Source organism: Laedolimicola intestinihominis (assembly GCF_040096155.1).
Taxonomy (GTDB): Bacteria; Bacillota; Clostridia; order Lachnospirales; family Lachnospiraceae; genus Laedolimicola; species Laedolimicola intestinihominis.
Genome location: NZ_JBBMFE010000001.1, coordinates 120736 through 146181, shown reverse-complemented (window position 1 = coordinate 146181; position 25446 = coordinate 120736). Strand labels below are relative to the sequence as shown.

Annotated in this window: 18 protein-coding genes and 1 riboswitch; of the genes, 1 reads left to right on the top strand and 17 read right to left on the bottom strand. The window is 52.7% G+C overall.

Translation table 11 applies throughout. The annotated features are described in order from the left end of the window. Positions 1-55: 55 nt before the first annotated feature. From cobT to WMO29_RS00510, 12 genes are all read right to left on the bottom strand, one after another. A complete protein-coding gene (gene cobT, locus WMO29_RS00565) occupies positions 56-1123 on the bottom strand; it encodes a nicotinate-nucleotide--dimethylbenzimidazole phosphoribosyltransferase (RefSeq protein ID WP_349163311.1) in 1068 nt (355 codons plus the stop codon). Positions 1124-1168: 45 nt separating this feature from the next. Continuing rightward, positions 1169-1801 (bottom strand): precorrin-8X methylmutase, encoded by a 633-nt coding sequence (locus WMO29_RS00560; RefSeq protein ID WP_349163310.1) that lies wholly within the window; start codon positions 1799-1801, stop codon positions 1169-1171. After that, on the bottom strand, positions 1795-3309 hold the full coding sequence (locus tag WMO29_RS00555) for a cobyric acid synthase (protein ID WP_349163309.1): 1515 nt from the start codon (positions 3307-3309) through the stop codon (positions 1795-1797). The genes WMO29_RS00560 and WMO29_RS00555 overlap by 7 nt, the downstream gene beginning before the upstream one ends. Positions 3310-3354: 45 nt before the next feature. After that, the gene (gene cobD, locus WMO29_RS00550) at positions 3355-4497 is read right to left on the bottom strand and encodes a threonine-phosphate decarboxylase CobD (protein ID WP_349163308.1); all 1143 of its coding nucleotides are present in this window, start codon (positions 4495-4497) and stop codon (positions 3355-3357) included. Then, complete coding sequence (hemC, locus tag WMO29_RS00545) at positions 4494-6908, bottom strand: hydroxymethylbilane synthase (RefSeq protein WP_349163307.1); 2415 nt, start codon at positions 6906-6908, stop codon at positions 4494-4496. The genes cobD and hemC overlap by 4 nt, the downstream gene beginning before the upstream one ends. 66 nt (positions 6909-6974) lie before the next feature. Next, positions 6975-7709: a precorrin-3B C(17)-methyltransferase gene (gene cobJ, locus WMO29_RS00540; protein WP_349163306.1), complete on the bottom strand. Its 735-nt coding sequence runs from the start codon at positions 7707-7709 to the stop codon at positions 6975-6977. Positions 7710-7774: 65 nt separating this feature from the next. Then, complete coding sequence (gene hemA / locus WMO29_RS00535; protein ID WP_349163305.1) at positions 7775-8977, bottom strand: glutamyl-tRNA reductase; 1203 nt, start codon at positions 8975-8977, stop codon at positions 7775-7777. Then, positions 8977-9732, bottom strand: a complete 756-nt coding sequence (gene cobM / locus WMO29_RS00530) for a precorrin-4 C(11)-methyltransferase (RefSeq protein ID WP_349163304.1) — start codon at positions 9730-9732, stop codon at positions 8977-8979. Before cobM ends, hemA begins: the two co-directional genes overlap by 1 nt. A gap of 4 nt (positions 9733-9736) precedes the next feature. After that, entirely contained in the window at positions 9737-10438 is a 702-nt protein-coding gene (gene cobI / locus WMO29_RS00525; RefSeq protein ID WP_349163303.1) for a precorrin-2 C(20)-methyltransferase, read from the bottom strand. Then, positions 10439-11203 (bottom strand): tRNA threonylcarbamoyladenosine dehydratase, encoded by a 765-nt coding sequence (locus WMO29_RS00520; RefSeq protein ID WP_349163302.1) that lies wholly within the window; start codon positions 11201-11203, stop codon positions 10439-10441. 155 nt (positions 11204-11358) lie between these two features. Next, a riboswitch (cobalamin riboswitch) is annotated at positions 11359-11486 on the bottom strand. Positions 11487-11544: 58 nt separating this feature from the next. After that, positions 11545-12498 carry a ferredoxin-like domain-containing protein gene (locus WMO29_RS00515; RefSeq protein ID WP_178039927.1) on the bottom strand — a complete coding sequence of 318 codons (954 nt, stop codon included), beginning with the start codon at positions 12496-12498 and terminating at the stop codon, positions 11545-11547. A gap of 13 nt (positions 12499-12511) precedes the next feature. Further along, a complete protein-coding gene (locus WMO29_RS00510) occupies positions 12512-14143 on the bottom strand; it encodes an FAD-dependent oxidoreductase (protein ID WP_349163301.1) in 1632 nt (543 codons plus the stop codon). A gap of 129 nt (positions 14144-14272) precedes the next feature. On the opposite strand from WMO29_RS00510, the gene WMO29_RS00505 reads away from it, so the two are divergent. Further along, positions 14273-15187 (top strand): LysR substrate-binding domain-containing protein, encoded by a 915-nt coding sequence (locus WMO29_RS00505; RefSeq protein WP_178039925.1) that lies wholly within the window; start codon positions 14273-14275, stop codon positions 15185-15187. 45 nt (positions 15188-15232) lie between these two features. Here WMO29_RS00505 and WMO29_RS00500 read toward each other — a convergent pair whose 3' ends face one another. The 5 genes from WMO29_RS00500 to WMO29_RS00480 all read right to left on the bottom strand — a co-directional run bounded on the left by WMO29_RS00500 (position 15233) and on the right by WMO29_RS00480 (position 25440). Next, positions 15233-20278: an MBG domain-containing protein gene (locus WMO29_RS00500; RefSeq protein ID WP_349163300.1), complete on the bottom strand. Its 5046-nt coding sequence runs from the start codon at positions 20276-20278 to the stop codon at positions 15233-15235. A gap of 189 nt (positions 20279-20467) precedes the next feature. After that, entirely contained in the window at positions 20468-21472 is a 1005-nt protein-coding gene (locus WMO29_RS00495) for an RpnC/YadD family protein (protein ID WP_178039922.1), read from the bottom strand. Positions 21473-21769: 297 nt separating this feature from the next. After that, on the bottom strand, positions 21770-23545 hold the full coding sequence (gene aspS, locus WMO29_RS00490) for an aspartate--tRNA ligase (RefSeq protein ID WP_349163299.1): 1776 nt from the start codon (positions 23543-23545) through the stop codon (positions 21770-21772). Between the two features lie 48 nt (positions 23546-23593). Continuing rightward, a complete protein-coding gene (hisS, locus tag WMO29_RS00485) occupies positions 23594-24835 on the bottom strand; it encodes a histidine--tRNA ligase (protein WP_349163298.1) in 1242 nt (413 codons plus the stop codon). Beyond that, positions 24832-25440 carry an HD domain-containing phosphohydrolase gene (locus WMO29_RS00480; RefSeq protein ID WP_178039919.1) on the bottom strand — a complete coding sequence of 203 codons (609 nt, stop codon included), beginning with the start codon at positions 25438-25440 and terminating at the stop codon, positions 24832-24834. The genes hisS and WMO29_RS00480 overlap by 4 nt, the downstream gene beginning before the upstream one ends. Positions 25441-25446 lie beyond the last annotated feature (6 nt).

Below are 25446 nucleotides of genomic sequence, written 5' to 3'. Positions count from 1 at the left end.
CTATCAAATATCCTGCCAGTTTTCCCATTAAGAAACTCTTAATTTTCCACACTTTTTATTTCTGATGCGTATATTCTTCCACGTTTCCCTCTGCAAAGCTGGGAAGTCCGTTATACAGCGCCAATGCGTACTGATACAGGCTGTAAGCCGTCACAGCTCCGGTGCCCTCGCCCAGGTGCATGCCCGCCTGAATGGGCGCCGTCATGCCAAGGGCGTCCAGCATCATCCGGCCCGCAGGCTCCGCGGAGCAATGGGTCGGCACCATATAGGCCTTACTCTCCGGCGCAAGCTGCGCCGCACAGTATGCGGAAACAGAGGAAATAAAGCCGTCGATCAGCACCGGCACACGCAGCATCGCTCCGCCCAGATAGCAGCCAATCATGCCTGCAATATCCAGACTGCCCACCTTGGAAAGTACATCCAGGATATCATTTTTATCCGGCTGATTTACCTCAATGGCACGACGGATCACTTCGATTTTATGCTCCAGTCCGGCGCTGGAAAGTCCCGCACCCCGACCGGTTACCTCTGCTACATCCTTGTCCAGCAGCACCGCCGCCATGGCTGAACTGGGGGTCGTGTTGCCGATTCCCATTTCACCTGTGATAATCATGCGACACCCCGCCTCGTACAGGTCTTTTACCACCTGAATTCCCGTTTCAATGGCTTTCACGGCTTCCTCCCGGGTCATGGCCGGTTCCTTTGCCATATTGGCGGTGCCGTAGCGAACCACCCGGTTCCAGATCCGGGGATGCTTTCCGTCCACGAACATACCGATGTTCACCGGAATGACCTCGATACCCATCTGCTTGGACATAATGCAGACGGAGGATTTGCGGTCGCCCATATTTTCCAGCACCTGGGCTGTGACCTCGCTGCCGGTCTGGCTGACGCCCTCTGCCACCACGCCGTTGTCCGCGCCCATGATGGCCACCACCGGCTTCAGATCCGCAATTTCACCAAGCTTTGCGGTTCCGTAGATGCCCGCCAGCTGCACTGCCATTTCTTCCAGGCGTCCCATGCCCCGTAAGGGCTTGCAGAGGGAATCCCAGTGGGTCCAGGCTGCATTTACGGCATCCTCATCCAGAGGCTTGATTTGTTCGATATAGTTATCTAACTCCATAATTTTCACGCTTTCATTTTTTTGTTGCTTCATCACGCCAGAGCCTTATCTTCCGCCCTGATACAGCATGGCGTTGCAGATGGTGGCCGCAATATTGCTGCCGCCCTTGCGCCCTCTCGGCACAATATACGGAATGCCCGCTGTCATAATCAACTCTTTCGCTTCCACCACATTCACAAAGCCCACCGGAGCGCCGATGATAAGCTCTGGCCTGATTTTTCCCTCCTGAATCAGCTCATAAAGACGAATGAGAGCCGTCGGCGCGTTGCCCACTGCGATGATCAGAGGCTTCTGAAGCGCCGCCGCCCGCTCCATGCAGACAGCCGCCCGGGTGCAGCCCCGCTCTTTGGCTTCCGCAGCCACATCCGGATCGCTCATGAAGCAGTATACCTCTCCGCCGCATTCCCGCATCCGCTTTTTGTTGATACCGGAGGCTGCCATCTGGGTATCTGTCACGATGGACGCGCCCTTATTCAAAGCGCCCACGCCAATCTGCGCCGCATTTTCGGAAAAGCACAGATTGTCCGCATAGTCAAAATCCGCGGAGGTATGGATACAGCGCTTCACAATGGAAAACTCCGGCTCCGGCCAGGTGCGGCCTCCCAGTTCTTCCGTGATAATCGCCATACTGCGCTTCTCGATATCCATGGGCTTTACAATTTCGATTTCATTTAACATGAGATTCCTTCCTCCAATATCTCGTAAATCTTCTTCATATCCAGAGAGCTGCGGACCAGATCCGCCAGCTTGTCGTACTCCTGCTTCTTATGGGCCCGGGCGTCAAAATGCCAGTTTTTCGGATCGAGACCCTTCTTCACCATCAGCCGGCTCACCAGCATAGCCGCCAGATCGCCGTAGTCGAAGATCCCGTGCAGGTACGTGCCATACACGGTTCCATCCGGATTTGCCAGACCGTCCACACGACCGTCCGCCAGATAAATGGTCTCCCGGCAGCCGCCCAGGGCTTCCGTACGTCCCATGTGAATCTCATAGCCCTGCACTTCTTTTCCGGCAAATTCCAAAAGCTGCGCCTCGTTTTTGATACGGCCCTGAATCTGGGTCCGGGTCTTCGCCCGGGAAAATACGGTCTTTGTGTGTAAGAGGCCCATGCCCCGCATAGTTCCGCCGTGCTCCACATTGTCCGGATCCTCCAGCGCGTCGCCCAGCATCTGATAGCCGCCGCAGATGCCCACAACCGGAATACCGTCCCCGGAGCAGCGAAGCACCGCCGTCTCCATGCCGGACTCCCGCATCCAGACCAAATCGTCCATGGTGTTCTTCGTTCCCGGCAGGAAAATGAGATCTGGTTTCCCAAGCTCGCTCACATCCCGCACGTAGCGCAGCGATACGCCGTCCATGCCCTCGAATACATTGAAGTCTGTGAAATTGGAAATATGTGGAAGTTTTATGACTGTCAGATCGATGCCGCCCTTTTTCTCCTTATGATTCAGACGCTCGGACAGGCTGTCCTCGTCGTCGATATCCAGAGGCTTCAAGGGCACCACGCCTACCACCGGAATCCCGGTGCGTTCCTCAATCATAGAAAGGCCGGGACGCAGAATTTCCACGTCGCCGCGGAATTTGTTAATAATCAGCCCCTTGATCATCTGCTGCTCGTCCTCGTCCAGCAGCTTCACCGTACCATAAAGAGACGCGAACACGCCGCCCCGGTCAATGTCGCCTGCCAGCAGGACAGGAGCCTTGGCGATCTTCGCCATACCCATATTTACAATGTCATTATCCTTCAGATTGATTTCAGCCGGACTGCCCGCACCCTCGATCACGATAATATCGTACTCGTCGGACAGCTTATCGAAGGCCTTCTGAATCTCCGGAATCAGCTTCCGCTTGTTGGCGTAATAATCCATAGCCTTCATATTGCCCAGAACCTCGCCGTTCACGATGACCTGGCTGCCCACGTTGCTGGTGGGCTTTAAGAGAATCGGATTCATTTCCACAGTGGGCTCAATATCGGCGGCCTCCGCCTGCATAGCCTGAGCCCGGCCAATCTCCAGGCCGTCCTTTGTAATGTAGGAATTCAGGGCCATGTTCTGGGATTTGAAGGGGGCCACCTTATAGCCGTCCTGCTTAAATACCCGGCAGAGTCCGGCCACCAGGAAGCTTTTGCCCGCGTTGGACATGGTTCCCTGTACCATGATTACTTTTGCTTTTTTCTTTTCGCTCATGTTATCACCAAACTTATTCCGTTTCTTGATCGTAAATTTTATGAATCAGGTTCCTTTTTGCAAAACTTTCTCCAGAGCTTCAAGCAGCTTTGCGTTCTCCGCATGTCCCCGCACTGCCGTCCGGTAAAAATCCGCACCCAGCCCGTGATAGTTGGCGCAGCGCCGGATCAGAATTCCTTCCGCCTGCATTCGGTCCGCCAGCTTCTCATCGCCTGCCGCCTGAAAACACAGGTAATTGGCATGGCCGTCGCACACACACAGTTCAAGTTCTTCCAGTTTTTTCTTTAAAAACGCCCGCTCCCGGTCCACCAGATCGATCGTCTGTTCCCGAAAGTCTTCCGCCCTCAGAGCCGCGATTCCGGCGGCCTGGGCCGGTTCGGATACAGACCAGGGCTGGCCCGCCAGACGCATCCGGTTCAGCAGCTCCCCGTCAGCAGAGAGCACATAGCCCAGCCGCAGCCCGGGGATGGCGTACATTTTAGTAAAGGACTTTAAAATAATGAGATTGGGATATTCCGTAAGCCACCCAGCCGCAGAATACGCCTCCTCATGTTCCACAAAATCCAGAAAACACTCGTCCAGACACACCCGCACGTCCAGGGCTTTCGCCTTATCCAGCAGCTTTTTTACGACACTGCGCGGCGTCAGGATACCCGTGGGATTGTTCGGATTGCAGAGGAATACCATATCATGCTCCGCGGATAAGCTATCCACATAAGCTTCTGTGATTTCCAGAGTTTTCCCCAGCGGAAAGAAATCTATCCCCGTACCGGCCTGGTTCAGGGCTTCCTCATACTCCGCAAAGGCCGGGGCGGTTACCAGCGCCCGCTTTGGCCGGGTGGCGTATACCAGTCGGTATATAAGGTCTGCACCACCATTGCCGCAGAGAATGTAGTCTTCCGGCTGGCCGAGCTTTTCGGACAACGCCGCCCGCAGTCTCCGGCAAAAGGGATCCGGATAGTTCAGGGATCTGTCCAGGCTTTCGATGATAGCCTCACGGACGCCGGGCGGCATGCCTAGGGGATTGATATTGGCGGAAAAATCCAGAAATTCCGCTTCGTTTCGTCCACTTTTTTCCGCTGCGCCGCAGATATCGCCGCCGTGCAGATAAACGAATGGCTTCGCCTCATTTCCCCTATGCAGTTTTCCTTCCACTATCGAAGCCACACCGCTCTGTATCTGAATCAATTCGCTTTCCCTTTCAAATTATCTTTTCTGAGCACATCCCGTATGCCCTCTGCCGTGTAAACCACCGCGCTTGCATACACCGGAATGCCCGCCTGCACTGCCGCTTTTTCCGTCACCGGACCGATGCAGACAGCCTTTGCCGTCATGTCCCCCGGGTTCTCTGCCATAGCCGCAAAGGCCTTGACCGCCGATGCGCTGGCGAAGGTAATATAATCCATTTCCGGCAGGATACGATTCAGTTCTTCGGCCTTGCGTCCGTCCCGGGCAGTGTGATAGAGGGCTGTGTCCGTATAAGGAACGCCTGCCGCCTCCAACGTCTCTGTAAGCTCTGAAGAAGCCTCCTCCGCGCGTAAAAGCAACACTTTATCCGCCGCTGTCAGCCCCGGAATCCACTCCGCGGCCAGATCCCTGCTGGAATACCGGCCGGGCACAAAGTCCGCATAAATACCTGCCGCCTCCAGGGCTGCCTTCGTGCCTGCACCAATGACTGCAAATTTAAGACCTGCGAGACTTCGAATATCCAGCCGACGCTCTTTCAGTTCATCCAGGAAGAACTGCACGCCGTTGCTGCTGGTCAGCACCACCCAGCTGTAATTCTTTATCTCTGCAAATGCCTGCTCCGTCGCCGGAGTGCTCAGCTTCTTCGTGTAAATCAGACTGAATGGAATCGCCTCCGCGCCGTCTGCCGCAAGAACCTCCCGCTGCTTTTCACACATGGGCTTCGTACCGGTCAGCAGTACCCGTTTTCCAAAGAGGGGCTTGCCGCCCAGCCAGGAAAGCTGTCTCTGCAAGGTCACCACATCGCCCACCACCGTAATGGCCGGGGTCTGAATACCCGCTGTCTTCGCCGTCTCCGCGATGGATTCCAACACGCCTGTTACCACCTGCTGTCTGGCCGTCGTTCCCGCCTGCACTACAGCCGCCGGTGTCTTCGGATCCTTTCCATGGGTAATCAGTTCTTCCGCGATATGGGGCAGATTTTTCAGGCCCATCAAAAATACCAGCGTACCTTCCTCTATCGCCAGGGTCGCGTAATCCAGCGCCAGACCGGTCTTGTCCGCGCTCTCATGTCCCGTAATCACATGGAAGGAGGACGCAAAGTCCCGGTGCGTCACCGGAATGCCCGCATAAGCCGGAGCCGCGTAGGAAGAAGACACGCCCGGAATGATCTCAAACTCCACGCCAGCCTTTAAAAGCTCCTGAGCTTCCTCGCCACCGCGGCCAAAGATAAAGGGATCGCCGCCCTTGACCCGGGCCACATTTTTGCCCTCCAGGGCCTTTTCCACCAGAAGAGCATTGGTCTCCCACTGGCGTAAATGATGCTTGTCTGCGCGCTTGCCCGCGTAGATAAGCTCAGCGTCCTCTCTTGCCTCATTTAAAATGGCGCCGCTTGCCAGATTATCATAGACCAGAACGTCCGCGTGACGAATGCACCAGAGGGCTTTCTGTGTCAGCAGTCCCATATCGCCGGGGCCTGCGCCCAAAAGCCAGACCTTGCCCCGCTTCACTTCGCTTGCCAGGTTTTCGCCTAACATGCGCGCTTTGGAAAGCTTCTCTTCCTGGCTGCCTGCTTCAGTCAAATCCACGATAGCCTCGGCTTTCCGAAGCTCGGTTGTTCCCTCCGGTGCGTACAATACCTTCATTTTCAGGGATTGCACTGCCGGGACGCACAGTCCCGCCGCCGGGGCATTACAGCTTCCGCCGATAGCCGCCAGGAAGCTGCGCTCCGCCTCAAGCTCCAGCGCCGCCTCCTCACAGTGAATGGACTTTAATACTTCCGTAAAGCGTCCCTTTTTCGCCTCAACGGCCAGAATGCCCTGCCCGGCCGCCGGAAGAAAGCTGTCCGTGTCCAGATATTCCAACCGGATCCCTTCTTCTTTGTCCAGCCCCAGCCGTTCCAGACCTGCCGCCGCCAGAAGAATCGCGTCATACTGACCCTCTTTCAGCTTCCGAATCCGGGTCTGCACATTGCCGCGCAGCATCCGGATCCGTACCGTGGGATTCAGCTCTTTGATCTGCAATTCCCGCCGGAGAGAGCTGGTTCCCACGATACTGCCCGGCGCCAGCTCCCGCGCTTTCACACCTGTGGTGGTCACCAGCACATCATGGACGTCAGCACGCTCCAGCACCGCACCAATGTAAAGCCCTTCCGGGAATTCCATGGGCATATCCTTGGCGCTGTGGACAGCCAGATCTACCTCTTCCTTTAGCAGAGCCTCCTCCAGTTCCCGGGTAAAAACGCCCTTGCCTCCAAAAGAGGTCAACGATTTATCCAGAATCTCGTCGCCCTTCGTAGACATTTCCACGATTTCTATCTCCGCCTCCGGGAAAGCCGCTTGAATGCGCCGCCGCACCAGATCGGTCTGTACCAGAGCCAGTTTGCTTTTTCTTGTACCGATTCGAATCTTCATAATTTACTCCTGTATTTCCATGAGCGCTGACCTCGATTTCACTTCATTCTATCTCGGTTGCGGGCCTTACTTTAACGCGTAGCCTCTGGGGGTGATCATTCTACCGCTGCTTACATAGGTCTGCGAGTTTCCAATGATAACTACGCTGAACATATCAATCTCCGCGTTTTTAAGCTCCGCTAAGGTTGTAATCTGCTTGCTTTCCTCTTTGCGTCCCGCGTGACGCACGATACCCACAGGAGTTTCCGGCTGCCGGTAGCGCATCAGGATTTCCGCTGCCTGCTCCACATAGCCGGTACGCTTTTTGCTCTTGGGATTATACAGGCAGACGATCAGGTCGCCCTGACCGGCGCAGTCCACCCGCTTCATAATCAGATCCAGCGGCGTCATCAGATCGCTTAAGCTGATCACTGCGAAATCATGCATCAGCGGCGCACCCAGTACAGAAGCCGCCGCGCTGGCTGCCGTCACACCCGGTACGGTCTCGATCTCGATATCCGCATTCATTTCCTCTGCCACCTGGTAAATGATACCTGCCATGCCGTAGATGCCGCTGTCTCCGGAGCTGACCATGGCCACGGTCTGATCCTTCATAGCTTCCTCCACTGCCATCCGGCAGCGCTTCACTTCCTGCATCATGGGAGTCGCCAGATAATTCTTATCCGGGAAGAACTCCTTTAACATCTCCACATAGGTGGTATAACCGGTGATAATATCCGCATTGTTGATAACGTCGATACATTTGGCGGTCATATGCTCATAACCGCCGGGGCCGAAGCCCACCACGTATAATTTTCCCATTGTATTCTCCATTTTCTATCTGAAACTCTATCGGGCTCCTTTTCCGGAATCCCGCTGATATCTGCTTATTTCTCCGGCTCCCGCAGATTCTCCACAAATGCCTCCAGCTCCTCCGGGCTCGCATTCTCCCGGATTCGGTAAAACAGCTTGTCAATGGCCTTGCCGAAGCCCTTTTTCTCCGCTTCCTCTTCCATCCAGTGCTTGACCTCCTGCATCCGGGGTACCGCCTGCTGGAAAATCATCCAGCGCATGAAATCCTCTTCAAACTCTTCCAGAATCTCACCCGCCTGACAGACTGCTTCCTTCTTGGCCCGGTTGTTAGTCTCTGCTAACTCTTCAAGGTCGTCCATATTATAAAAGAAGGTGTGGGGGAACTCGGCGATGGTCTCCTCGATGTCCACCGGAACCGCCAGATCCACGAAAACACGGGGCTTATCCGTCGTCATGTGCTCCTTCACCTTCGTGCCGGTCAGCGTATAATGGGGGCTGGCCGTAGCGCTGATAATCACATCCATGGCGTTGATGTAATCGTAGCGCTCCTTATAATCAATCAGGGTATTGGATTCGCTCTTGATATGGGCGTCGTGGGTCATCGTTACATTGCGGATGGTGCTGTAGATATTTAAGCCCTTCAGGCTGTACAGATTCTTCAGTACGATACCGCCGATCTGACCGGTACCGCCGATAACCATAACATTTTTACCCGCCAGGCTTCCGCCAAAGGCTTCTTCCGCTGCCTTGACCGCCAGGGTCGCCGTAGATACCGAGGTCTTCGACAAATCCGTATCCGTCTTAATCTTCTTGGAACAGGTCACGGCATAGCGGAACAGGGTATTCAGGTATTTGCCGCTGTTGCCCGCCTCCTGTGCCAGCGCATGCGCATGCTTTACCTGGCCGAGAATCTGATCCTCGCCCACCACCATGGAATCCAGTCCCGCTGTCACGGAAAACAGGTGATTGACCACTTTTCTGTCCTGATAGAAGCGCAGATAATCGGATACGTCCTCTTTCACGGCTGCCGCTCCGGATTCCCGGAGAATCAGCTCCTGCAGCCTGGTAAATACGTTTTTCTTCTTATCCTGGTTTTTATCAAAATAGGTATAAATCTCTGTCCGGTTGCAGGTAGCGATAATGACGCTCTCTGCCGCGCCGCCCTCGTCTATGAGGATTTTCTCAAGCTCCGCCTGCTTCTCTTTGGTAAAGGCGAAAAGCTCCCGAACCTCCAGCGGCGCCGTCTTATGGCTGATGCTGATAAGCCGGATGCTCATTACGCTTCGACTCCCTTCCGGAACTCATGGGTAAAGGTCTTGTCATAAAGCCTGGACAGCTCATAATCATCTCCCAGGAAATCTCCTACTACAGTCAGCGCAGTCTTGGTGATGCCTGCTGCCTTTACCTTCTCTGCAATGTCCAACAGGGTTCCTCTTACAATCTTCTGTTCCGGCCAGCTTGCCTTGTATACAACTGCCACAGGTGTATCCGGACGATATTCTTTCCGAAGGGTTGCGGACAGCTCATCCATCATACCGATGCTCAGGAAAATGATCATGGTGGCGTGATGTCTGGCCAGATCCTGAAGCTTTTCCCCCTCCGGCATGGGCGTTCTGCCCTCCATGCGGGTCAGGATCACCGTCTGGCTCACACCCGGCAGCGTGTATTCCTTCTTCAGGGCTGCCGCAGTCGCCAGGAAAGAGCTGACCCCCGGAATGACCTCATACTCGATACCCATGCGATCGAGAGCGTCCATCTGCTCCCGGTGCGCGCCGAAGATAGCCGGGTCGCCGGTATGTACACGGACCACCTTCAGGCCCTTGGCTTCGCCGTCCTTCATGACAGCCAGAACCTCTTCCAGGGTCATGGTGGCGCTGTTATAGATCTGCGCGCCCTCCTTGGCGTCCGTCAGCACCTTGGGGTTTACCAGAGAACCTGCGTAAATGATAATATCCGCGCTGTCGATCAGTTTCTTTCCCTTAATTGTCAGAAGCTCCGGATCTCCCGGGCCTGCTCCGATAAATGATACCATTGTTTTACCTCTTCTCTCTCTTAATGATGACGGTTGTAAAGTAACTGTATGTTCTCTCCGGATCCAGGGATCCGATATATTCGTCCTTCATACCCACGCAGCTGATGACCGTAGCGCAGCTTTCCGCGCGGTCATACTTTTTCATCAGCTCCAGGATGCGGCCAATGCTGCCTCCTGCCTTCATGATGACCACGTTGTCATAGTGGGCGATGGCCTCCTCCACCTGCTGCTCCGCACGGACGGAGGGCACGATCACCAGGGACTCATTTCCCTCCATCAGCGGTAACCGGGCCGCAGCCGCTCCGCTGCAGAAGGATGGGATACCCGGGATAATCTCCGTTTCAAAGCCATGCTCTGCCACATACTGGTTCACATACATATACGTGCTGTACACGGACACATCACCCAGGGTAATCATGGCAATGCTTTTTCCGCGGGAAAGCTCCGCCGTCAGCTGCTCACAGGCTGCGGCTCTGCATTTTTTCCGTTCTTCCCTGTCCTTTGCCATCCGGAAAATGACTTCCATCAGGCTCTTATGCTCCAAATCCACCACCGGACGGATAATTTCCAGTGCGGTGCTCATCTCTCCGGCCTCTTTTACCGGAACCGCAATGATATCTGCCGCATCCAGAATCCGCTTTGCTTTCAGTGTCAAAAGCTCCGGATCGCCCGGACCCACGCCGATGCCGTATAATTTACCCTTCATCTATTTATTCTCCTCCTGCTCCTGGGCTGCCCGGGCGCGGTTCATGGCGTCCTCGGTCAGATCCTTTACGATTTCACTTGCGATCAGAAGTCCCGCTACGGACGGTACATACGCGGTAGAGCCGGGAACCGATCGCCGCTCTGGGCATTCCCCGCTTACTTCCCCGTTCTCGATGGGGCGCACCGCCTTCTCTCTGGAATAAAGCACCTTCAGCTTCGGAATGCCCCGTTTTTTCAGCTCCTGCCGCATCACTCTCGCCAGCGGGCATACGCTGGTCTGGTAGATATCCGCCACCTCAAACAGAAAGGGGTTCAGTTTATTGCCTGCTCCCATGCTGCTGATAAGGGGTACGCCAGCCTTTTCACATTCCTCTGCCAGAGAAATCTTCGCGGTGACCGTGTCAATGGCGTCCACCACATAGGTATAGCTGCCAAAGTCAAACTGTTCCTTATTCTCCGGAAGGAAGAAGCAGCGGTGCGTCTCCACCTGAGCCTCCGGATTGATATCCAGAATCCGCTCCTTCATTACGTCGGTTTTGTACCGGCCTACGGTTTTCCGGGTAGCGATAATCTGACGGTTCAGGTTCGTCAGACATACCTTATCGTCGTCAATCAGATCGAAAGCCCCCACGCCGCTCCGGGCCAGGGCCTCCACTACATAGCCACCCACGCCACCGATACCAAAGACAGCCACCCGGGCTTCCTTAAGAAGCTCCATGGCTTCCTTTCCCAGCAATAATTCAGTTCTTGAAAACTGGTTTAACATTTTTTCTGTATCTCCTCTCACCGCAGGAAAGCTGTCGAAATTTTCCAGCACAGAAAACAGGAGAGATCCGTATTGACAGATCTCTCCCTTTGATCGACAGTTATTTTTCTTTTCCTGCTGTCAACTGTATCCGGAACCGCTTTCCACGGAAGCCTGTCCATTTCCCGCAAAGAGCAGGTAGCCTGGCTTGCAGACACGCTGCTTACAGTGACCGGATCGCTCAGGCCTTCCACCTGATTCCCCTGCTTTATGCATCATGCATACTCTCTGCGTTATACCTTAGTCAGTGTAGCATACAGACGGGCTTTCGTCAACAAAATATACCCTATAGGGTTTCCCTTTTAACAGGTTGCTCCTCCTGTCAGATGAAGCTGCGCATCCAGAATCTCCTGCTTTCTCTCCAGAATTTCATCAGACAGAAGCTGCTGCTCCACGTTATCGAAGCCGAGACGTTCGATGGTCGCAGCGAAACGTTCGCCGGTAATGCCCTGCTCCCGATACAGGAGAATCGCCTTTTCAATCACGTTTAAGGCTTCTTCCTTACTGGTGAACACCTTACGCAGCGCTTTTCCGTGATTGATTTTTTTGCCCCAGCGGCCGCCGATGTAAATCTTAAATCCGTACTGACCGTCTTCGATGGCGTCGAAACGGCATTGACCCACACAGCGGCCGCAGTTGTTACAGATTTCTTTGTTAATCTCCAGAACGCCGTCCTTCACCTTTGCCGCGCCGATGGGACAGGCTGCCTCTACGCTGCACTTCTTACATCCGTTACAGCTATCCTCGTCAAATTCGGGGATTCTCTGACCGATGATTCCCAAATCATTTAAATCCGGTTTTACACAATTGTTGGGGCAGCCGCCTACCGCAATCTTAAATTTGTGCGGCAGCTTTACCGTGTGATACCCCTCATAAAAACGGTGATGGATTTCCTCGGAAATGGCGAAGGAATCCAAAAGTCCATACTGGCAGGTGGTTCCCTTACAGGCTACAACCGGGCGTACCACAGAACCGGTTCCACCTGTAATTAGTCCTTCTCTGGCAATATATTCCTTGAATTCTTCGATTTTGTCGTAGGGAACGCCCTGTACCTCCACCGTCAAACGGGTGGTAAAGGTTATCACTCCGTTTCCGAATTTTTCCGCCGCTTCCGCAATGCATCTCTGCTGCGCAGCCGTTATCTTTCCATTGACAGTAATGATTCTTGCCGAGAAATTATCGGTTCCCTTATTGCTCAGAAATCCCATTGCCTTTACGCGCTTTTCATCTTCCTTGCTGATTGTTAATGTAGCCATTGCGTGCCTCCTTTTATTCTTCCTCTGTTAATTCTGTATGGAAGGTCATGCCGCCCTCCAGTACCTTTGTATCCGTATATCCGTAAGCCTTCAGACGGTTCTGCACCAGATAAGCCCGTTTTCCCTTGGAACATACCAAAAGCAGCTTTTCGTTCCTGCCAAGCCCGTCTGCCGGACCGTCCAGGCTGTTCAGATCCACATAGGGATACCCGTGCAGCGACGGTGTAATACCCGCATCCACGATCCGATAATTTTCTCCTTCTTCCGCATACTCTGCGGCCGTCATGCTGTCCAGCTCCCCGTTCAGCTTATTCAGCAGAATATTCACTGCATGCTGCAGCGGATGAATGGCGGTGGAGAAGGGCGGTGCATATGCAAAATCCATATACTGCAGATCCTCCAGCGTTGCTTTCATGGAAATCGCTGTAACAGCAATATCTGCCAGCTTGTCCACGGCGCCTTTGCCTGCCGTCTGCATTCCCAGCAGTCTGTGGCTTTCCCGATCTGCCACCAGCTTGATGACAAACAAATCTGCTCCCGGATAATAATGGGCCTTGTCATCTACCACACAGATGACACTTTCCACCGGATATCCTGCATCCTTTGCCGCCTGCTCTGTGAGGCCGGTTCTTCCAATCTGGATGCCTGCAAGCTTTGCCACACCGGTTCCCAGGACTCCCGGATAGCTGATTTTCTTTCCGGCCAGATGCATGGCAGCTGCCCGGCCTGCGATATTGGCAGTGGAACCCATGGGAGACCACTGGGGCTTTCCGGTAATCCGGTTCGTTACCATAGCGCAGTCGCCGACCGCGTAGATATCCGGATCATTTGTCTGCAGCGCCTGATTTGTCAACAGAGCTCCTTTGAACATTTCCAGACCGGCGTCCTGTAAAAATTCCGTATTGGGACGGATTCCCATAGCCAGGATGCAGGCGTCCGCCTTCATGGCACGGCGGGAGGTTTTTACCTTTTCTACCTTCTCCTCCCCGAGAATTTCTTCCAGGCCCGTTCCGGTAAAACACATGACGCCCGCGTCCGCCAGCTTATTTTCCACATAATCCGCAATCTCCGGATCCAGGAAGCCCGGCAGAATATGGGGCGCGAAATCAATGACAGATACCTTCACATCCTTCGCCGCCAGATTTTCCGCGATTTCCAGTCCGATAAATCCACCGCCCACGATCACTGCCCGACGGATCTCTCCAGCCTCCACAGTCTGCCGAAGCATATCTGCGTCCTCCGGCGTTCTCATATAAAATACATTTTTCAGCTGCGTGCCCGGGCAATCCGGCTCGAAGGGACGCGCGCCCGTGGCAATCACCAGCTTATCATACGCATAGGTTTCGACTGCTCCCGTATCCAGATTCACAGCCTCCACGGTTTTCCCTTTTCGGTCTACTTTTGTCACTTCAGTCCGGATTTTCACCGACACTCCGGTTACTTTTTCATAAGATTCCGGCGTATGCACCAGCAAATCCTTTTTTTCCCGGATCACGCCGCTCACATAATACGGAAGACCGCAGCCCGCATAGGAAATATCCTTTCCCTTTGTCAGGATCCGGATGTCCGCATTTCGATCTTCCCGCTTCAGCTTGGCTGCAGCCTTGGTTCCGGCTGCTACACCGCCCACTACAATGACCTTCATTTTTCTTCCCCTTTTCTGATACATTTTCGTTACTCTTACTATAGCACTTGCTTATCAATTTGAAAAATGATATTATTTTATTAAATCAATAGGTTTTATCTATATATCTGACAGAAAAGGGGATTTTACATGACCATTCGCCATCTTTCGATTTTTACCGCCGTCGCCGAATACGGCACCATGTGTGCAGCTGCAGAGCATCTGTATCTGACCCAGCCCACCGTCAGCCAGGCCATCCGGGAACTGGAAAAACATTACCATTGTCTGTTGTTTGAACGGCTCGGGAAAAAGCTTTACCTGACAGAACAGGGAAAGCTTCTGCTGTCCCAGGCTCCGGAGCTGATTTCCCGGTTTTCAGAGCTGGATCAGTTGATGATGAATCAGGGGCAGACCGCTACGCTGAAGCTTGGCAGCACCCTCACCGTCGGTACCTGTCTGACTCCCTCCGTGATTCTGGAGCTGGAAAGGAAGCTGCCGGGTCTGGAAGTATATTCCTTTGTGAGCAATACTGCCGAAATTGAACAAAAGCTTTTGAGATCCCAGCTGGACGCCGCGATTGTAGAGGGTGAAATTCAGTCTCCCGATCTGATTGTGCTCCCTCTTATCGACGACTGTCTTGTTCTGACAGCAGGGATTCATCATCCTTTTTATGAAATGGAGACACTTCACTCTTCAGATTTAAACGGACAGGCTTTTGCCATGCGTGAACAGGGCAGCGGCACACGACGGCTTTTTGAACAGTACGTGGCAGAGCAGGGGCTCTCCATCCGTATCACCTGGGAAGCCAACTGTCCCCGCACGATCCTGAACGCCGTTTTATACAACAAGGTTCTGTCTGTCATGTCTCTGCGTCTGATGTACCATGAAATCCGTCATCAGCGTCTCCGCATTTTTTCTCCTGAAAATCAGGAATGGAACCGGACCTTTAAACTGGTTTATCACAAAAATAAATTCCTGACCCCGGCTATCTACGAACTGGAAAAGCTGCTGCGGCAATATCCGCGCATAGAGCTTCCGAAAGAAACAGGGCGTCTGAAGCAATAATGCCTCAGACGCCCTGTTCCGGGTTTTCAATCCCTTATCCTCGTATTACTCTGTCCGCTGCCCGCGTTTTCTGCGTACTGCTGTAAGCAGCATGGAGATGCCCAGCAGGCAAATCAACGCCATTGCGCCCCAGAATACGGGCTGGCTGCTGTCGCCGGTGGCTGCGCTTGTGACGGCGCTTCCGCCGCTCTTATTTCCGCTGCCGGAGCTGCTGCCGGAATGATCTCCGGGCTTCGTCTCGGGCGCTTTCTCCACCTTTACCCAGGAAAGGGCTATTGGGGAGAGGCTCTTCAGGGTCATGGTGATGCCATCCTTCGTCAATGTCAGCTCCGGAGTCTCCACATCGCCCGCCTTATACGCGCCGCGGTTCATTGCAAACATGTGTACCGCGCTGAAACGGTAATCGGCTGCGTTGGTGCCCTCCGGGTAGGGCAGGATCACCTTGACGCCCTCTGCCGGGAAGTTGTCTGCCGTCGCGCGGATCCAGGTTTCACCGCCGTCTGCGCTATAGAGCAGCACTGCGTCATAAACAGCCGTATTTTCCTTCGCCGGATTCTTTCCGTCGATCTTACAATCCACCAGAAGCTTCTTCAGATATTCCACGATCTTTTCCGGTGTGTTCAGGTTCTCTGTCTTTGCCAGATCCGGCGTTACCTCGGTTACGTCCTTTGCGCCCATAACCAGACGGTACTCATTTCCGAGACCTGTCTGACCCGGCAGAGCCGCAGTCTTTTCGATGGAGCCCTTCAGCGTAAAGGCAGTCTCAGCCGGAAGCTCATAATTGGCATTCGTCAGAGCCGCTCCTGCGATGGTCACGGTTACCTGCTTGTCGGTTCCTGCTTCCGCTGTATCAAACTCAGCAGTCAGACTTTCATAGCTCAGGCCTGCGTCGTCGCCGTCCAACAGACCGGAGACCTTCAGTTCTCCGATGAGACTGGCGTCCTTCATTTCATCGGCCAGCTTGGTCAGAACTGTCAGGGCGCTTCCGTCCCAGGTAAGGATCTTCGGGCTTACCTTTACCTTCGCCTGTGCTGCCGCATTCTCCCAGTTGACTGTATCTGTCGGTGTAAATACTGCTTCATATTCGGTGACATTGCTGTCCTTGACCTCCGGTCTGGTATCAGCTTTTGCCCAGATAAAGGTTCCATCTGTATCTGCTGCCCCACCTGTCAGTGTGCTTTCAGACAGGGTCTGTCCATAGGTCAGGTCGGACGCCGTCGGCGCTTCGCTGATGGTCGGAACCGCCTTTTTCACGGTTACCCCTACCGTCGCTTCGATACGGTTATAATTGGCTGTATCCTCCGGTGTAAAGACTACCTGATAGCCCTGATTGTCCACCGTCGGTTTCACTGTGTCATCTGCCCAGCTCCAGGTGCCTGCCACCGCCTCCTGCGTATTCGGGTTCACTGCTTTTCCGCCCGTCAGCGTGCTTTCTGCCAGGGTCTGTCCATAGGTAAGCTCTGCTGCCGTCGGCGCTGCCGCACGCTCCGGAGTGGCTTTCTCCACGGTGATGTTTGTTGTTCCGTTCACGGGTTTGTATTTCTTATCTGTCGGTGTGAATGTCCACCGTACTTCAGCAGTGCCGGCTGAAGGCATATTATCCCCGTTTAATATGGTAAATGTGCCTGCCAGGGTTATATCCGTATTCTCCGCATCTGTAAAAGTACCTGCCAGTTCTACATCTTTCAATGTCTGTCCATAGCGGATGCTGTTCTTCGCAGAGGCAGATCCGGTTATGTCCTTTTTATCCACAATCTGTATGGTAAGCTCGTAGTATGTGTCTTCATAATTTTCCATCTGAACGGATACTTTCACAACCACTTTTGCCCCAATTTTGTCTGCAGTAAGATCATCTCTTAAACCATACTCAAACGTACTGTTATATACTGCCGTTCTCGTCAGTATACTCATATCACCCGTCGTTTCTCCTGAGGTGTAGGTTACCTCTCCACAATCCGCCGGAAGATTCATTGCCTTGCTCAAGTATATGCTCACAAGGTACTTCGGAACAGATGCATAGATATAACTTTTTTCAACCCTTGTTGGCTCGGGTGCCGCCGCTTTCGTAATCGTCAGTGCCTTTTTGCCGCCCGCGATGGTAACGTCATAATTCTGATTGGATGCAGTGCCGGTAATATCATACTGTCCGACCGAAGAATTTGAATCTGCATTTGTCGTCAGGTCGATACCCAGATTGTCATTTTCTACAGGCGCAAGGAAGCCTTCTTCTGTCACTGCCCTCCAGGTAAATGTCGGATTTTCCGCCTTATAGGCTCTGCTGACTGAATTAATCTGAACCTTTACCGAACGCGCCGTTATATTTGGAGTCACCTCTGCCGTCAGGTTCGGATAATTCGTATCCTCCGGTGTAAATGTCAGGGTGCAGGTCTCTGTCCCCTCTACGGGTAAAAGCTTATCCATATCATGGCTCGCGGTATCTGTTACAGCCCAGTTTCCTGATATCTCTTTTCCGTCCGCAGTCGTTACCTTTCCGCCTGCAATCGCCAGCTCCCCTGTTTTTGTTCCGTATACGCCTGAAACCTTCGGTTTTACCACTGTAAGCTTAGCGCTATCAACTTTTGTAATGGTAAAGGTCCGACTATGGTTTCCGCTTACCTCATAGTTACCGCCTTCTGTATTCGAAATGGTTACTGTCGCAGTTCCTACATTTTTATTATCAGAATAGGAAACTGTATATTCCGTTGAAGGAATGATCGTTTCTCCATCTTTTACTGTTACGGTCGGTTGCTTTTCTTTTCCGTCGTACTCATAAGAATCCGGCGTTACTGTAATCTCAGGGTTCTCCACCTTTTTCGGCTCAATTGTGATCGTTGTTCCTGCGGACGCCGCGTTATAATTCTCCGTCTCAGCTACAGAAACCTTCAGATAATAGGTTCCCGCATCCACCGGGTTTCCTTCCAGCTCCGTTCCGTTTTCATCGGTTCCCTTGAACCATGTAAATATCAAATCGTTGTGAGTGATAATCTGAACACCGGTATTAACATTAGTAAGTATCAGTTCATTTCCTTCCGGATTTCTCAGGGGTTCCCCACTGTAGGTATATGTTGTGGCATATGCGCCTCCACCGTATCGGAATATCAGGGTCGGATCGCCCTTGGTGATTACGCCCTTATCTGTTGTTAACGTATCTGTTGTTAAATAGTAATTATTTGCAATTTCGCCGTCCAAACGGACTTTCACTGTAATCTTCTTACCCGTTCCCACATTGGCATCTTCATATTCAGCCCTTATGTAATGTGTCATCCACTCCTGGCATTCCCCATCATAGTTAAGTTTTGGATAAGCTCCCGTGGTTCCGTCATATGCCTTTGTGAGATACTCAGCTCTCTCTATGATACTGGGCGTCACTGGTCTCTTTTCAATGGTAACAGTTTTCTCTACACTTCCGGTATAACCACCGCTTCCGGTCACTGTTATCTCATAGATTCCCGCATTCCGGATGGCTCCTGCGTATGCCGCTCCGTCCTTTGTGATGGTCAGGGTATAATCATATTCGGGCTCCAGTTCGTCCTCGCCAAGCGTTACTACCACGTCATGGTTCTGGGCATCGTATGTGAATGTTTCGTCCTCATGGACGTCTGTACCAGCCGCAATGGTTATCGTGGCATTCTTAATCGGCAGAGGCTCACTATCGTCATAATCCTCACTTGAGATATTCAGTTCAGCTTCCGTATAGGCTTTCTTGGTAGCACCATTATATGAATACCAAACATAGTCGTTGGGGTTATTAAATTCCTTCCTATAGTTTCCAGAATCCGTTTTCTTAGCGCCAGCCAGAAACAGCTTGTCCTTGCCGTCTTCATAACCTATTGCGCCTGCAATGCCGTTGCTATCACAGGTAACCACATCCACCAGATAATTCTTCCTACGCAGTCTGACAATGTTCCACGTCATATTCTGATGTGTAAATGGTCCCGAATCCGTATGTCTCGCATACTGCATCGTACCTTTCACCGTATAACACTTAATCCCGCCTGCATCCAGATCACAGAGATACTGAAATGCTCTGGCATAGCCTTCGTAGCCTGTCGCTGTGCTTGGATCTTCGTCAAAGACATTGATTAACTGTTGCACATAGTCTGAATCATTTAACTTTGCATTATAGGAAGCCAAATCCTTAATTGCGTTCTTGTAGCCGTTCAGACGCTCATAGACGGAGTCATCTTTCAAGCCCTCAACAATCTCCTTGGCTTTCGCTACTGCTGTGTCTACTGCCTGTGCTTTTTTCGCATCCACATAAATGTTGGTATCTCCCTGGTAATCACTTGCAATACCTATGTCTATTTGGGTCACCTTGATATAATATTTTCCGTTCTCATCCATGCCACCTTCAGTGTGCCACCCCAGAGAGCCACCGTCCCACCAGTACAACTCATAGGGACAATCCGTCTTTAATGCGTCCCAGATTTTTCCCAATACTGTGGAACTCTTAGGGTTTTCTATATAACCACTGATTGTAATCTCACCGTAAAATCTTGCGTTTCCTCCATTACACGCTATTTCTCTTATCCAGTCCTTTAATACATCGTAAGCCGCTTTTTCTTCTTCACTCAGATGGCTTCTCGCAACCGTACCGTAGGTGGCGATACCCTCATCTCCATACAGCTGCTTCCATGCGTAGCCCTCAAACAGCTCATCATTATCCCACTCTTCCGAAAACTCCGATTCCAGCTCTATGGTCTCCGTCGGGAACTCCACTTCCAACGGCGCTTCCTGAAGCTCTGATAACACCCCCCCAGCGCCGTTTTCTGACGTTGAGTTTTCGTCTGCTCCCGTTTTTTCCGCGTTCCCGGATGTCTCCGGCGCATTCGCATCCTTTCCGCTCTGCGCGTTCTCTGCCGCTTCCGGATTCTTCCCCTCTTCGCTCGTTTCCGTTTTCACAACCGGCGTTTCTTCCTTATCTTTCGCGTCCCCGGACGTCCCCGCTTCCGCCACCGGAAGGGTCTGCTCCTCCGCGCCCTTAGCTGCTTCCGCCAGCACCGTCGTATCCACGCTGCCCACGACCATCGCAGCCGTCAGCAGAATCGCCAGCCATCTTGTTCCACGATTTCCTCGCAAGTGTTTTCTCATATCCCCCGCTCCTTTGTGTGTGATTCTGTAAAAACATTACTCATATATTAACATATTTTTCTTCCCTGCATCACAAATTGGAGCGAATTGCACATATATGGCGCGAAATGTAATGTTTTGTCCCAAAACCGAAAAATCTCCCACCCTTTGAGCTGCCTCAGAGGATGGGAGATTCCAACTTCATTTTATTTAACACTGCTTCACATAGAGTTCTGACAATTCTTCCGCTGTCTTATCCGGGTATTTTTCGACCAAATCATACAACGGGCGGATGACCTCAACATCTTCTTCCAATTCATCCGCAATCTGAACCAGGGATTTACCCTTCGCACGCTTCTTTTGAATCATAGAAAACATATTTCCCGCACGACCTTCCGCACGACCTTCCGCACGACCTTCCGCACGGCCTTCCGCTCTTTGATATTCCCTCTCTTCCTGTTCATCATACTCTGTCAGTATCATCCTGCACACCTCCGTTCCATATTTTGTCAGGATATCTGCCAGTACTCCTCTGTCAATGCACCGCCTGATACTAATCTCTGTCGCTTCCTCCAGGGACCAGCCTTCATCCATTTTCCAGCGGATTTGCCCGATGAAATACGCGTAATCCGATAATCTCCGGCATTTCCGCATCATGTCATTGTTTCGACCTGCATTGATGTTCAATACTGTTGCCTTGCATTCCAGACAGGGTTCTCCTTCCTCCCGATCCGGTTTTATAAAACAATCCGAAAGCTTCATCTCCACCCGATCCGGCATATCCCTTGTACCATTATAAAATACCACATACTTGGGAAATGGAACCATCACGCGCTTCTTTTCATCTGTCAGCTTTATGTTCTTCCTGTTCAGATATTGCTGATACAGTTCTGAAAAATAGAAAAATCCCCGGAGCGGCATATTTTCATTCCAGGTACTCTGATGCTCGTACAGATTCATGACAACGCCAAACATAAAGGACAAATCATTTTTCATGCTGAGATAAATCACGTCCTCAATGGTGGTAATCTCCAGATCTTCTGCGTTCTCATAATCTGTCCCATTCACGGCATTATACAAATCCAGCAGATCCTCTTTATCCTTGAAAATAAGTCGGAACAGACGATCCTTATGCTCCCTCTGTACTGCTTTTCTGGTTCCCTGACTGCCGCCGCGCTTCCGGCGTTTTGACTTGGCACTCGTCCGGTTATTCATTGCTATTCTCTCCTTTTCATTATACGTTTTCTTTCTCCTTCCTGCAAGGGCATAAAATAGCCGTTTTATACTTGGTTTTTACATACTCCGCCCTTGGGCGTACTTTGGGTGTGTTGATTTCGAACTGAAATCCAGACCTTTATCTTTCGTGAACAGCGTCGGAAGAACCCGCGCTGCATATCGTGTAAAAAAATAACAGTGCCGACCGGATTCGCGCTTGTTTTACGCTGCATCCCCTTTATCGACACTGTTATTTTACCAATTTATACCAATTTTGACAAGAACTTTCTCTGCAAATTAGTCTTCTTTTTCTTCCTTCTCATCCTTCACAATGGCGATATGCACATCCGCCAGCTGCTTCGGATCTACGGTGGCCGGAGCGCCCATCATCACATCCTGTGCCGTCTTATTCATCGGGAACGGAATGATCTCGCGGATGCTCTCCTCGCCTGCCAGCAACATGACCATACGGTCTACGCCGGGAGCGATGCCTGCGTGGGGCGGAGCTCCGTAGCAGAATGCGTTGTACATGGCCGGGAACTTGGCTTTCACGTCGTCCTCGCCCAGGCCTACCAGCTCGAAGGCCTTGACCATGATCTCCGGATCGTGGTTACGCACTGCACCGGAGGACAGCTCTACGCCGTTGCAGACCAGATCGTACTGGTATGCGTAGATCTCCAGAGGATCCTTCTCCTCCAGATCCTTCATGCCGCCCTGGGGCATAGAGAACGGGTTGTGGCAGAATTCCAGCTCGCCGGACTCCTCGCCAATCTCGTACATGGGGAAGTCTACGATCCAGCAGAACTCGTAGCACTCCTTCGTCATATGACCCTCTACAGTATTGCCGAGGATTTTACGCAGAGCGCCTGCAGTCTTCTGAGCTGCCAGCTTCTTACCTGCGGTCAGACCCACGAAATCGCCCGGCTTCAGGCCCAGTGCCTGAACCACCTGATCCTTGCGCTCGGTGACAAACTTGGAGATACCGCCTACCAGCTCGCCATTTTCGTCCAGACGGAACCAGTATGCCTTATTGCCTGTCTGTACCTCGGTGTCAGCACAAATCTTGTCAATAACCTTACGGGTAGCCTTGAAATCACTGAATACCACAGCCTTCACGGTCTGGCCCTCGAAGGGACCGAAGCCGCAGTCTGCCAGGCACTCGGTAGCGTCCTGAACTACCAGATCGATACGCAGATCCGGCTTGTCGGATCCGTATACCTCCATGGCGTCATGGTAAGAGATCCGGCGGAACGGAGCCTTGGACGCGGTATTGTAGGTACCGTATTTCTCAAATACCGGCGGAAGCACATCCTCCAGCACCGCGAAAACGTCCTCCTGGCTGGCAAATGCCATCTCCATATCCAGCTGATAGAACTCTCCCGGGGAGCGGTCTGCTCTGGCGTCCTCGTCACGGAAGCAGGGGGCAATCTGGAAATAACGGTCGAAGCCGGAGGTCATCAGCAGCTGCTTAAACTGCTGGGGAGCCTGGGGCAGAGCGTAAAACTTGCCCGGATGGTTTCTGGACGGTACCAGATAATCTCTTGCGCCCTCGGGGGAGGAGCAGGTCAGAATCGGCGTGGTAATCTCCAGGAAGCCGTGATCGGTCATGCTTCTGCGAAGCTCTGCTACCACGTTGCTGCGCAGAACGATGCGCTCTTTGACAGCCGGGTTCCGGAGATCCAGGTAACGGTATTTCAGACGGGTATTCTCATCCGCCTCCTTGGAACGGTTGATCTCGAAGGGCAGCTCGTTGTAACGGCAGCGTCCCAGCACCTGAATGTCGGTGGGGACCACCTCGATTTCACCGGTGGGCAGCGCCGCGTTCTTGCTGGAACGCTCCCGAACCACGCCTGTAATGGACAGGGTGGACTCGGTGTTGACGCCGGACAGCTTCGCCATCATTTCCTCGGTCTCGATAACGGCCTGGGTGGTTCCGTAGAAATCTCTCAGGATCAGGAAGCCCAGGTTCTTGCTGACTTTACGCAGGTTTTCATACCAGCCTACCAAAGTGACAGTTTCACCTGCGTTTGCGAGACGCAGCTCGTTGCAGGTGTGTGTTCTTGACTGAAACATACTTTTTTTCCTCTCTTATCTATCGCTATTCGTGTAACAGTGTCTCTCTTAAAACAGGCTCGGAAGCTCCGCAAGGGAAACCTCGGTCTGCTCGCCGGTAGCCATATCCTTTACATTGGCCGCGCCTTTTTCCAACTCGTCCGCGCCAATGATGACAACCTTCTTCGCGCCGATTTTATTGGCGTACTTCATCTGCGCCTTGACGCTTCGATCCATGTAATCGGTCTCCACAATCAGACCGTGGCTGCGGATCTCATTGACCAGCTTATAGGCCTTTGCCTTCGCTTCTGCGCCCAGAATTCCCACATAGAGATCGGGTGTTTCCATGGCCGGAACCTCCACGCCCTCTTTCTCCAGGAAATACAGGATACGCTCGATACCCATACCGAAGCCTACAGACGGAATATCCTGCTTCTCGTCGATCTCATGAATCAGACCGTCGTAGCGTCCGCCTCCGCAGAGGGTGAAGCCATCGGAATTCACGAACTCAAATACGGTCTTGGTGTAGTAATCCAGACCGCGGACGATGCCGGTATCCACCTCAAAGGGAATGCCAAGCTCGGCCAGCAGATGCTGAAGCTCGTCAAAATGGTTCTTGCACTCCTCGTCCAGATAGTCGATGGTGCGGGGCGCGTCCTTGACGATCTCCTTGCACTCCGGAACCTTGCAGTCGATGACACGCATGGGGTTCTTCTGCATACGCTCCCGGCAGGTGGGACACAGGGCGTCCTCATGCTTACGCAGGTACGCAAGCAATGCGTCATTGTAATCCTTCTTGCAGTTGGGGCAGCCGATGCTGTTGATATGAAGCTTTACATCCTTGAGACCCAGCTTTTTAATCAGGGTCGCTGCCAGGGAAATGACCTCTACCTCTGCCAGCGGGCTCTTAGAACCCACAAACTCCACGCCAAACTGATGATGCTGACGGAGACGGCCGCTCTGGGGCTTCTCGTAACGGAAAGCCTGAGTCACATAGTAGAGCTTGGTGGGCGCCGGATTGGCGTACATATTGCGCTCCAGGTAAGCACGCATGGCTCCCGCGGTTCCCTCGGGCTTCAGGGTGATGCTTCTGCCGCCCTTATCCTCGAAGGTATACATCTCCTTCTGCACTACATCCGTGGTCTCGCCCACGCCGCGCTGGAACAATACGGTGTGCTCGAAAATCGGGGTAATAATCTCTGTCATATTGTAGGTGCGGGCAAGCTCTCTGGCCTGCTTCTCCACCCAGGCGCGCTTGTGCATCCGCTCGCCGTACCAGTCTTCCACTCCTCTTGGTGCCTGTGTTATCATATCGTCTCCTCCTCTGTAATCCGAACCTTCAATCCGGGCAGCGCCCATTTTCCCTGCCACTCCGCTTCGTGAATGGCCCGCTGAAAGGCCAGAAATACTTTCATGTCAAAATTTTTCACTTCATCAATCATCAGCTCCACCGCCGTATCCGAATCAAAAGCGCTCCGGTAAGGGCGGTCGGAGGTCAGCGCCGCGTATACGTCGCAGACCCGCAGGATTTTCGCGCCCAGCGGAATCTGATCGCCCGCCAGGTTTTCCGGATAACCGGAGCCGTCGTAATTCTCATGATGATAAAGTATGCTCTCCAATACAAAATCGGAGAAATCCAGCCGCATCAGCTCGTCGTAACCAAGCCTGGGATGCAGCCGCACATATTTCATTTCCTCGATCTTCAGGGTGTCTTTGTCGCGGCCATAGAGATAGCCGGATACATAGAGCTTGCCGATGTCGTGCATCATACCGGCCAAAGCCAGTTCATGACACTGTTCTTCATACAGTCCCAGCTCCTTCGCCACGCAGTATGCCAGGTTACTCACCCTGATTCCGTGGTTGATCTCCTCTGTGACGTCCTCCTCAAAAAAGGAAAGGGGGTTCATTTCACTCATGCTGTC

What these genes read in the sequence shown, in the direction of transcription:
- hisS (WP_349163298.1), bottom strand. Translation starts at nt 24,835, where the DNA reads ATGATAACACAGGCACCAAGAGGAGTGGAAGACTGGTACGGCGAGCGG.
- aspS (WP_349163299.1), bottom strand. Translation starts at nt 23,545, where the DNA reads ATGTTTCAGTCAAGAACACACACCTGCAACGAGCTGCGTCTCGCAAAC.
- hemC (WP_349163307.1), bottom strand. Translation starts at nt 6,908, where the DNA reads ATGAAGATTCGAATCGGTACAAGAAAAAGCAAACTGGCTCTGGTACAG.
- WMO29_RS00510 (WP_349163301.1), bottom strand. Translation starts at nt 14,143, where the DNA reads ATGAAGGTCATTGTAGTGGGCGGTGTAGCAGCCGGAACCAAGGCTGCA.
- WMO29_RS00495 (WP_178039922.1), bottom strand. Translation starts at nt 21,472, where the DNA reads ATGAATAACCGGACGAGTGCCAAGTCAAAACGCCGGAAGCGCGGCGGC.
- cobM (WP_349163304.1), bottom strand. Translation starts at nt 9,732, where the DNA reads ATGGTATCATTTATCGGAGCAGGCCCGGGAGATCCGGAGCTTCTGACA.
- WMO29_RS00520 (WP_349163302.1), bottom strand. Translation starts at nt 11,203, where the DNA reads ATGTTAAACCAGTTTTCAAGAACTGAATTATTGCTGGGAAAGGAAGCC.
- WMO29_RS00505 (WP_178039925.1), top strand. Translation starts at nt 14,273, where the DNA reads ATGACCATTCGCCATCTTTCGATTTTTACCGCCGTCGCCGAATACGGC.
- WMO29_RS00555 (WP_349163309.1), bottom strand. Translation starts at nt 3,309, where the DNA reads ATGAGCGAAAAGAAAAAAGCAAAAGTAATCATGGTACAGGGAACCATG.
- WMO29_RS00560 (WP_349163310.1), bottom strand. Translation starts at nt 1,801, where the DNA reads ATGTTAAATGAAATCGAAATTGTAAAGCCCATGGATATCGAGAAGCGC.
- cobI (WP_349163303.1), bottom strand. Translation starts at nt 10,438, where the DNA reads ATGAAGGGTAAATTATACGGCATCGGCGTGGGTCCGGGCGATCCGGAG.
- hemA (WP_349163305.1), bottom strand. Translation starts at nt 8,977, where the DNA reads ATGAGCATCCGGCTTATCAGCATCAGCCATAAGACGGCGCCGCTGGAG.
- cobJ (WP_349163306.1), bottom strand. Translation starts at nt 7,709, where the DNA reads ATGGGAAAATTATACGTGGTGGGCTTCGGCCCCGGCGGTTATGAGCAT.
- cobT (WP_349163311.1), bottom strand. Translation starts at nt 1,123, where the DNA reads ATGGAGTTAGATAACTATATCGAACAAATCAAGCCTCTGGATGAGGAT.
- WMO29_RS00515 (WP_178039927.1), bottom strand. Translation starts at nt 12,498, where the DNA reads ATGGCTACATTAACAATCAGCAAGGAAGATGAAAAGCGCGTAAAGGCA.
- WMO29_RS00480 (WP_178039919.1), bottom strand. Translation starts at nt 25,440, where the DNA reads ATGAGTGAAATGAACCCCCTTTCCTTTTTTGAGGAGGACGTCACAGAG.
- WMO29_RS00500 (WP_349163300.1), bottom strand. Translation starts at nt 20,278, where the DNA reads ATGAGAAAACACTTGCGAGGAAATCGTGGAACAAGATGGCTGGCGATT.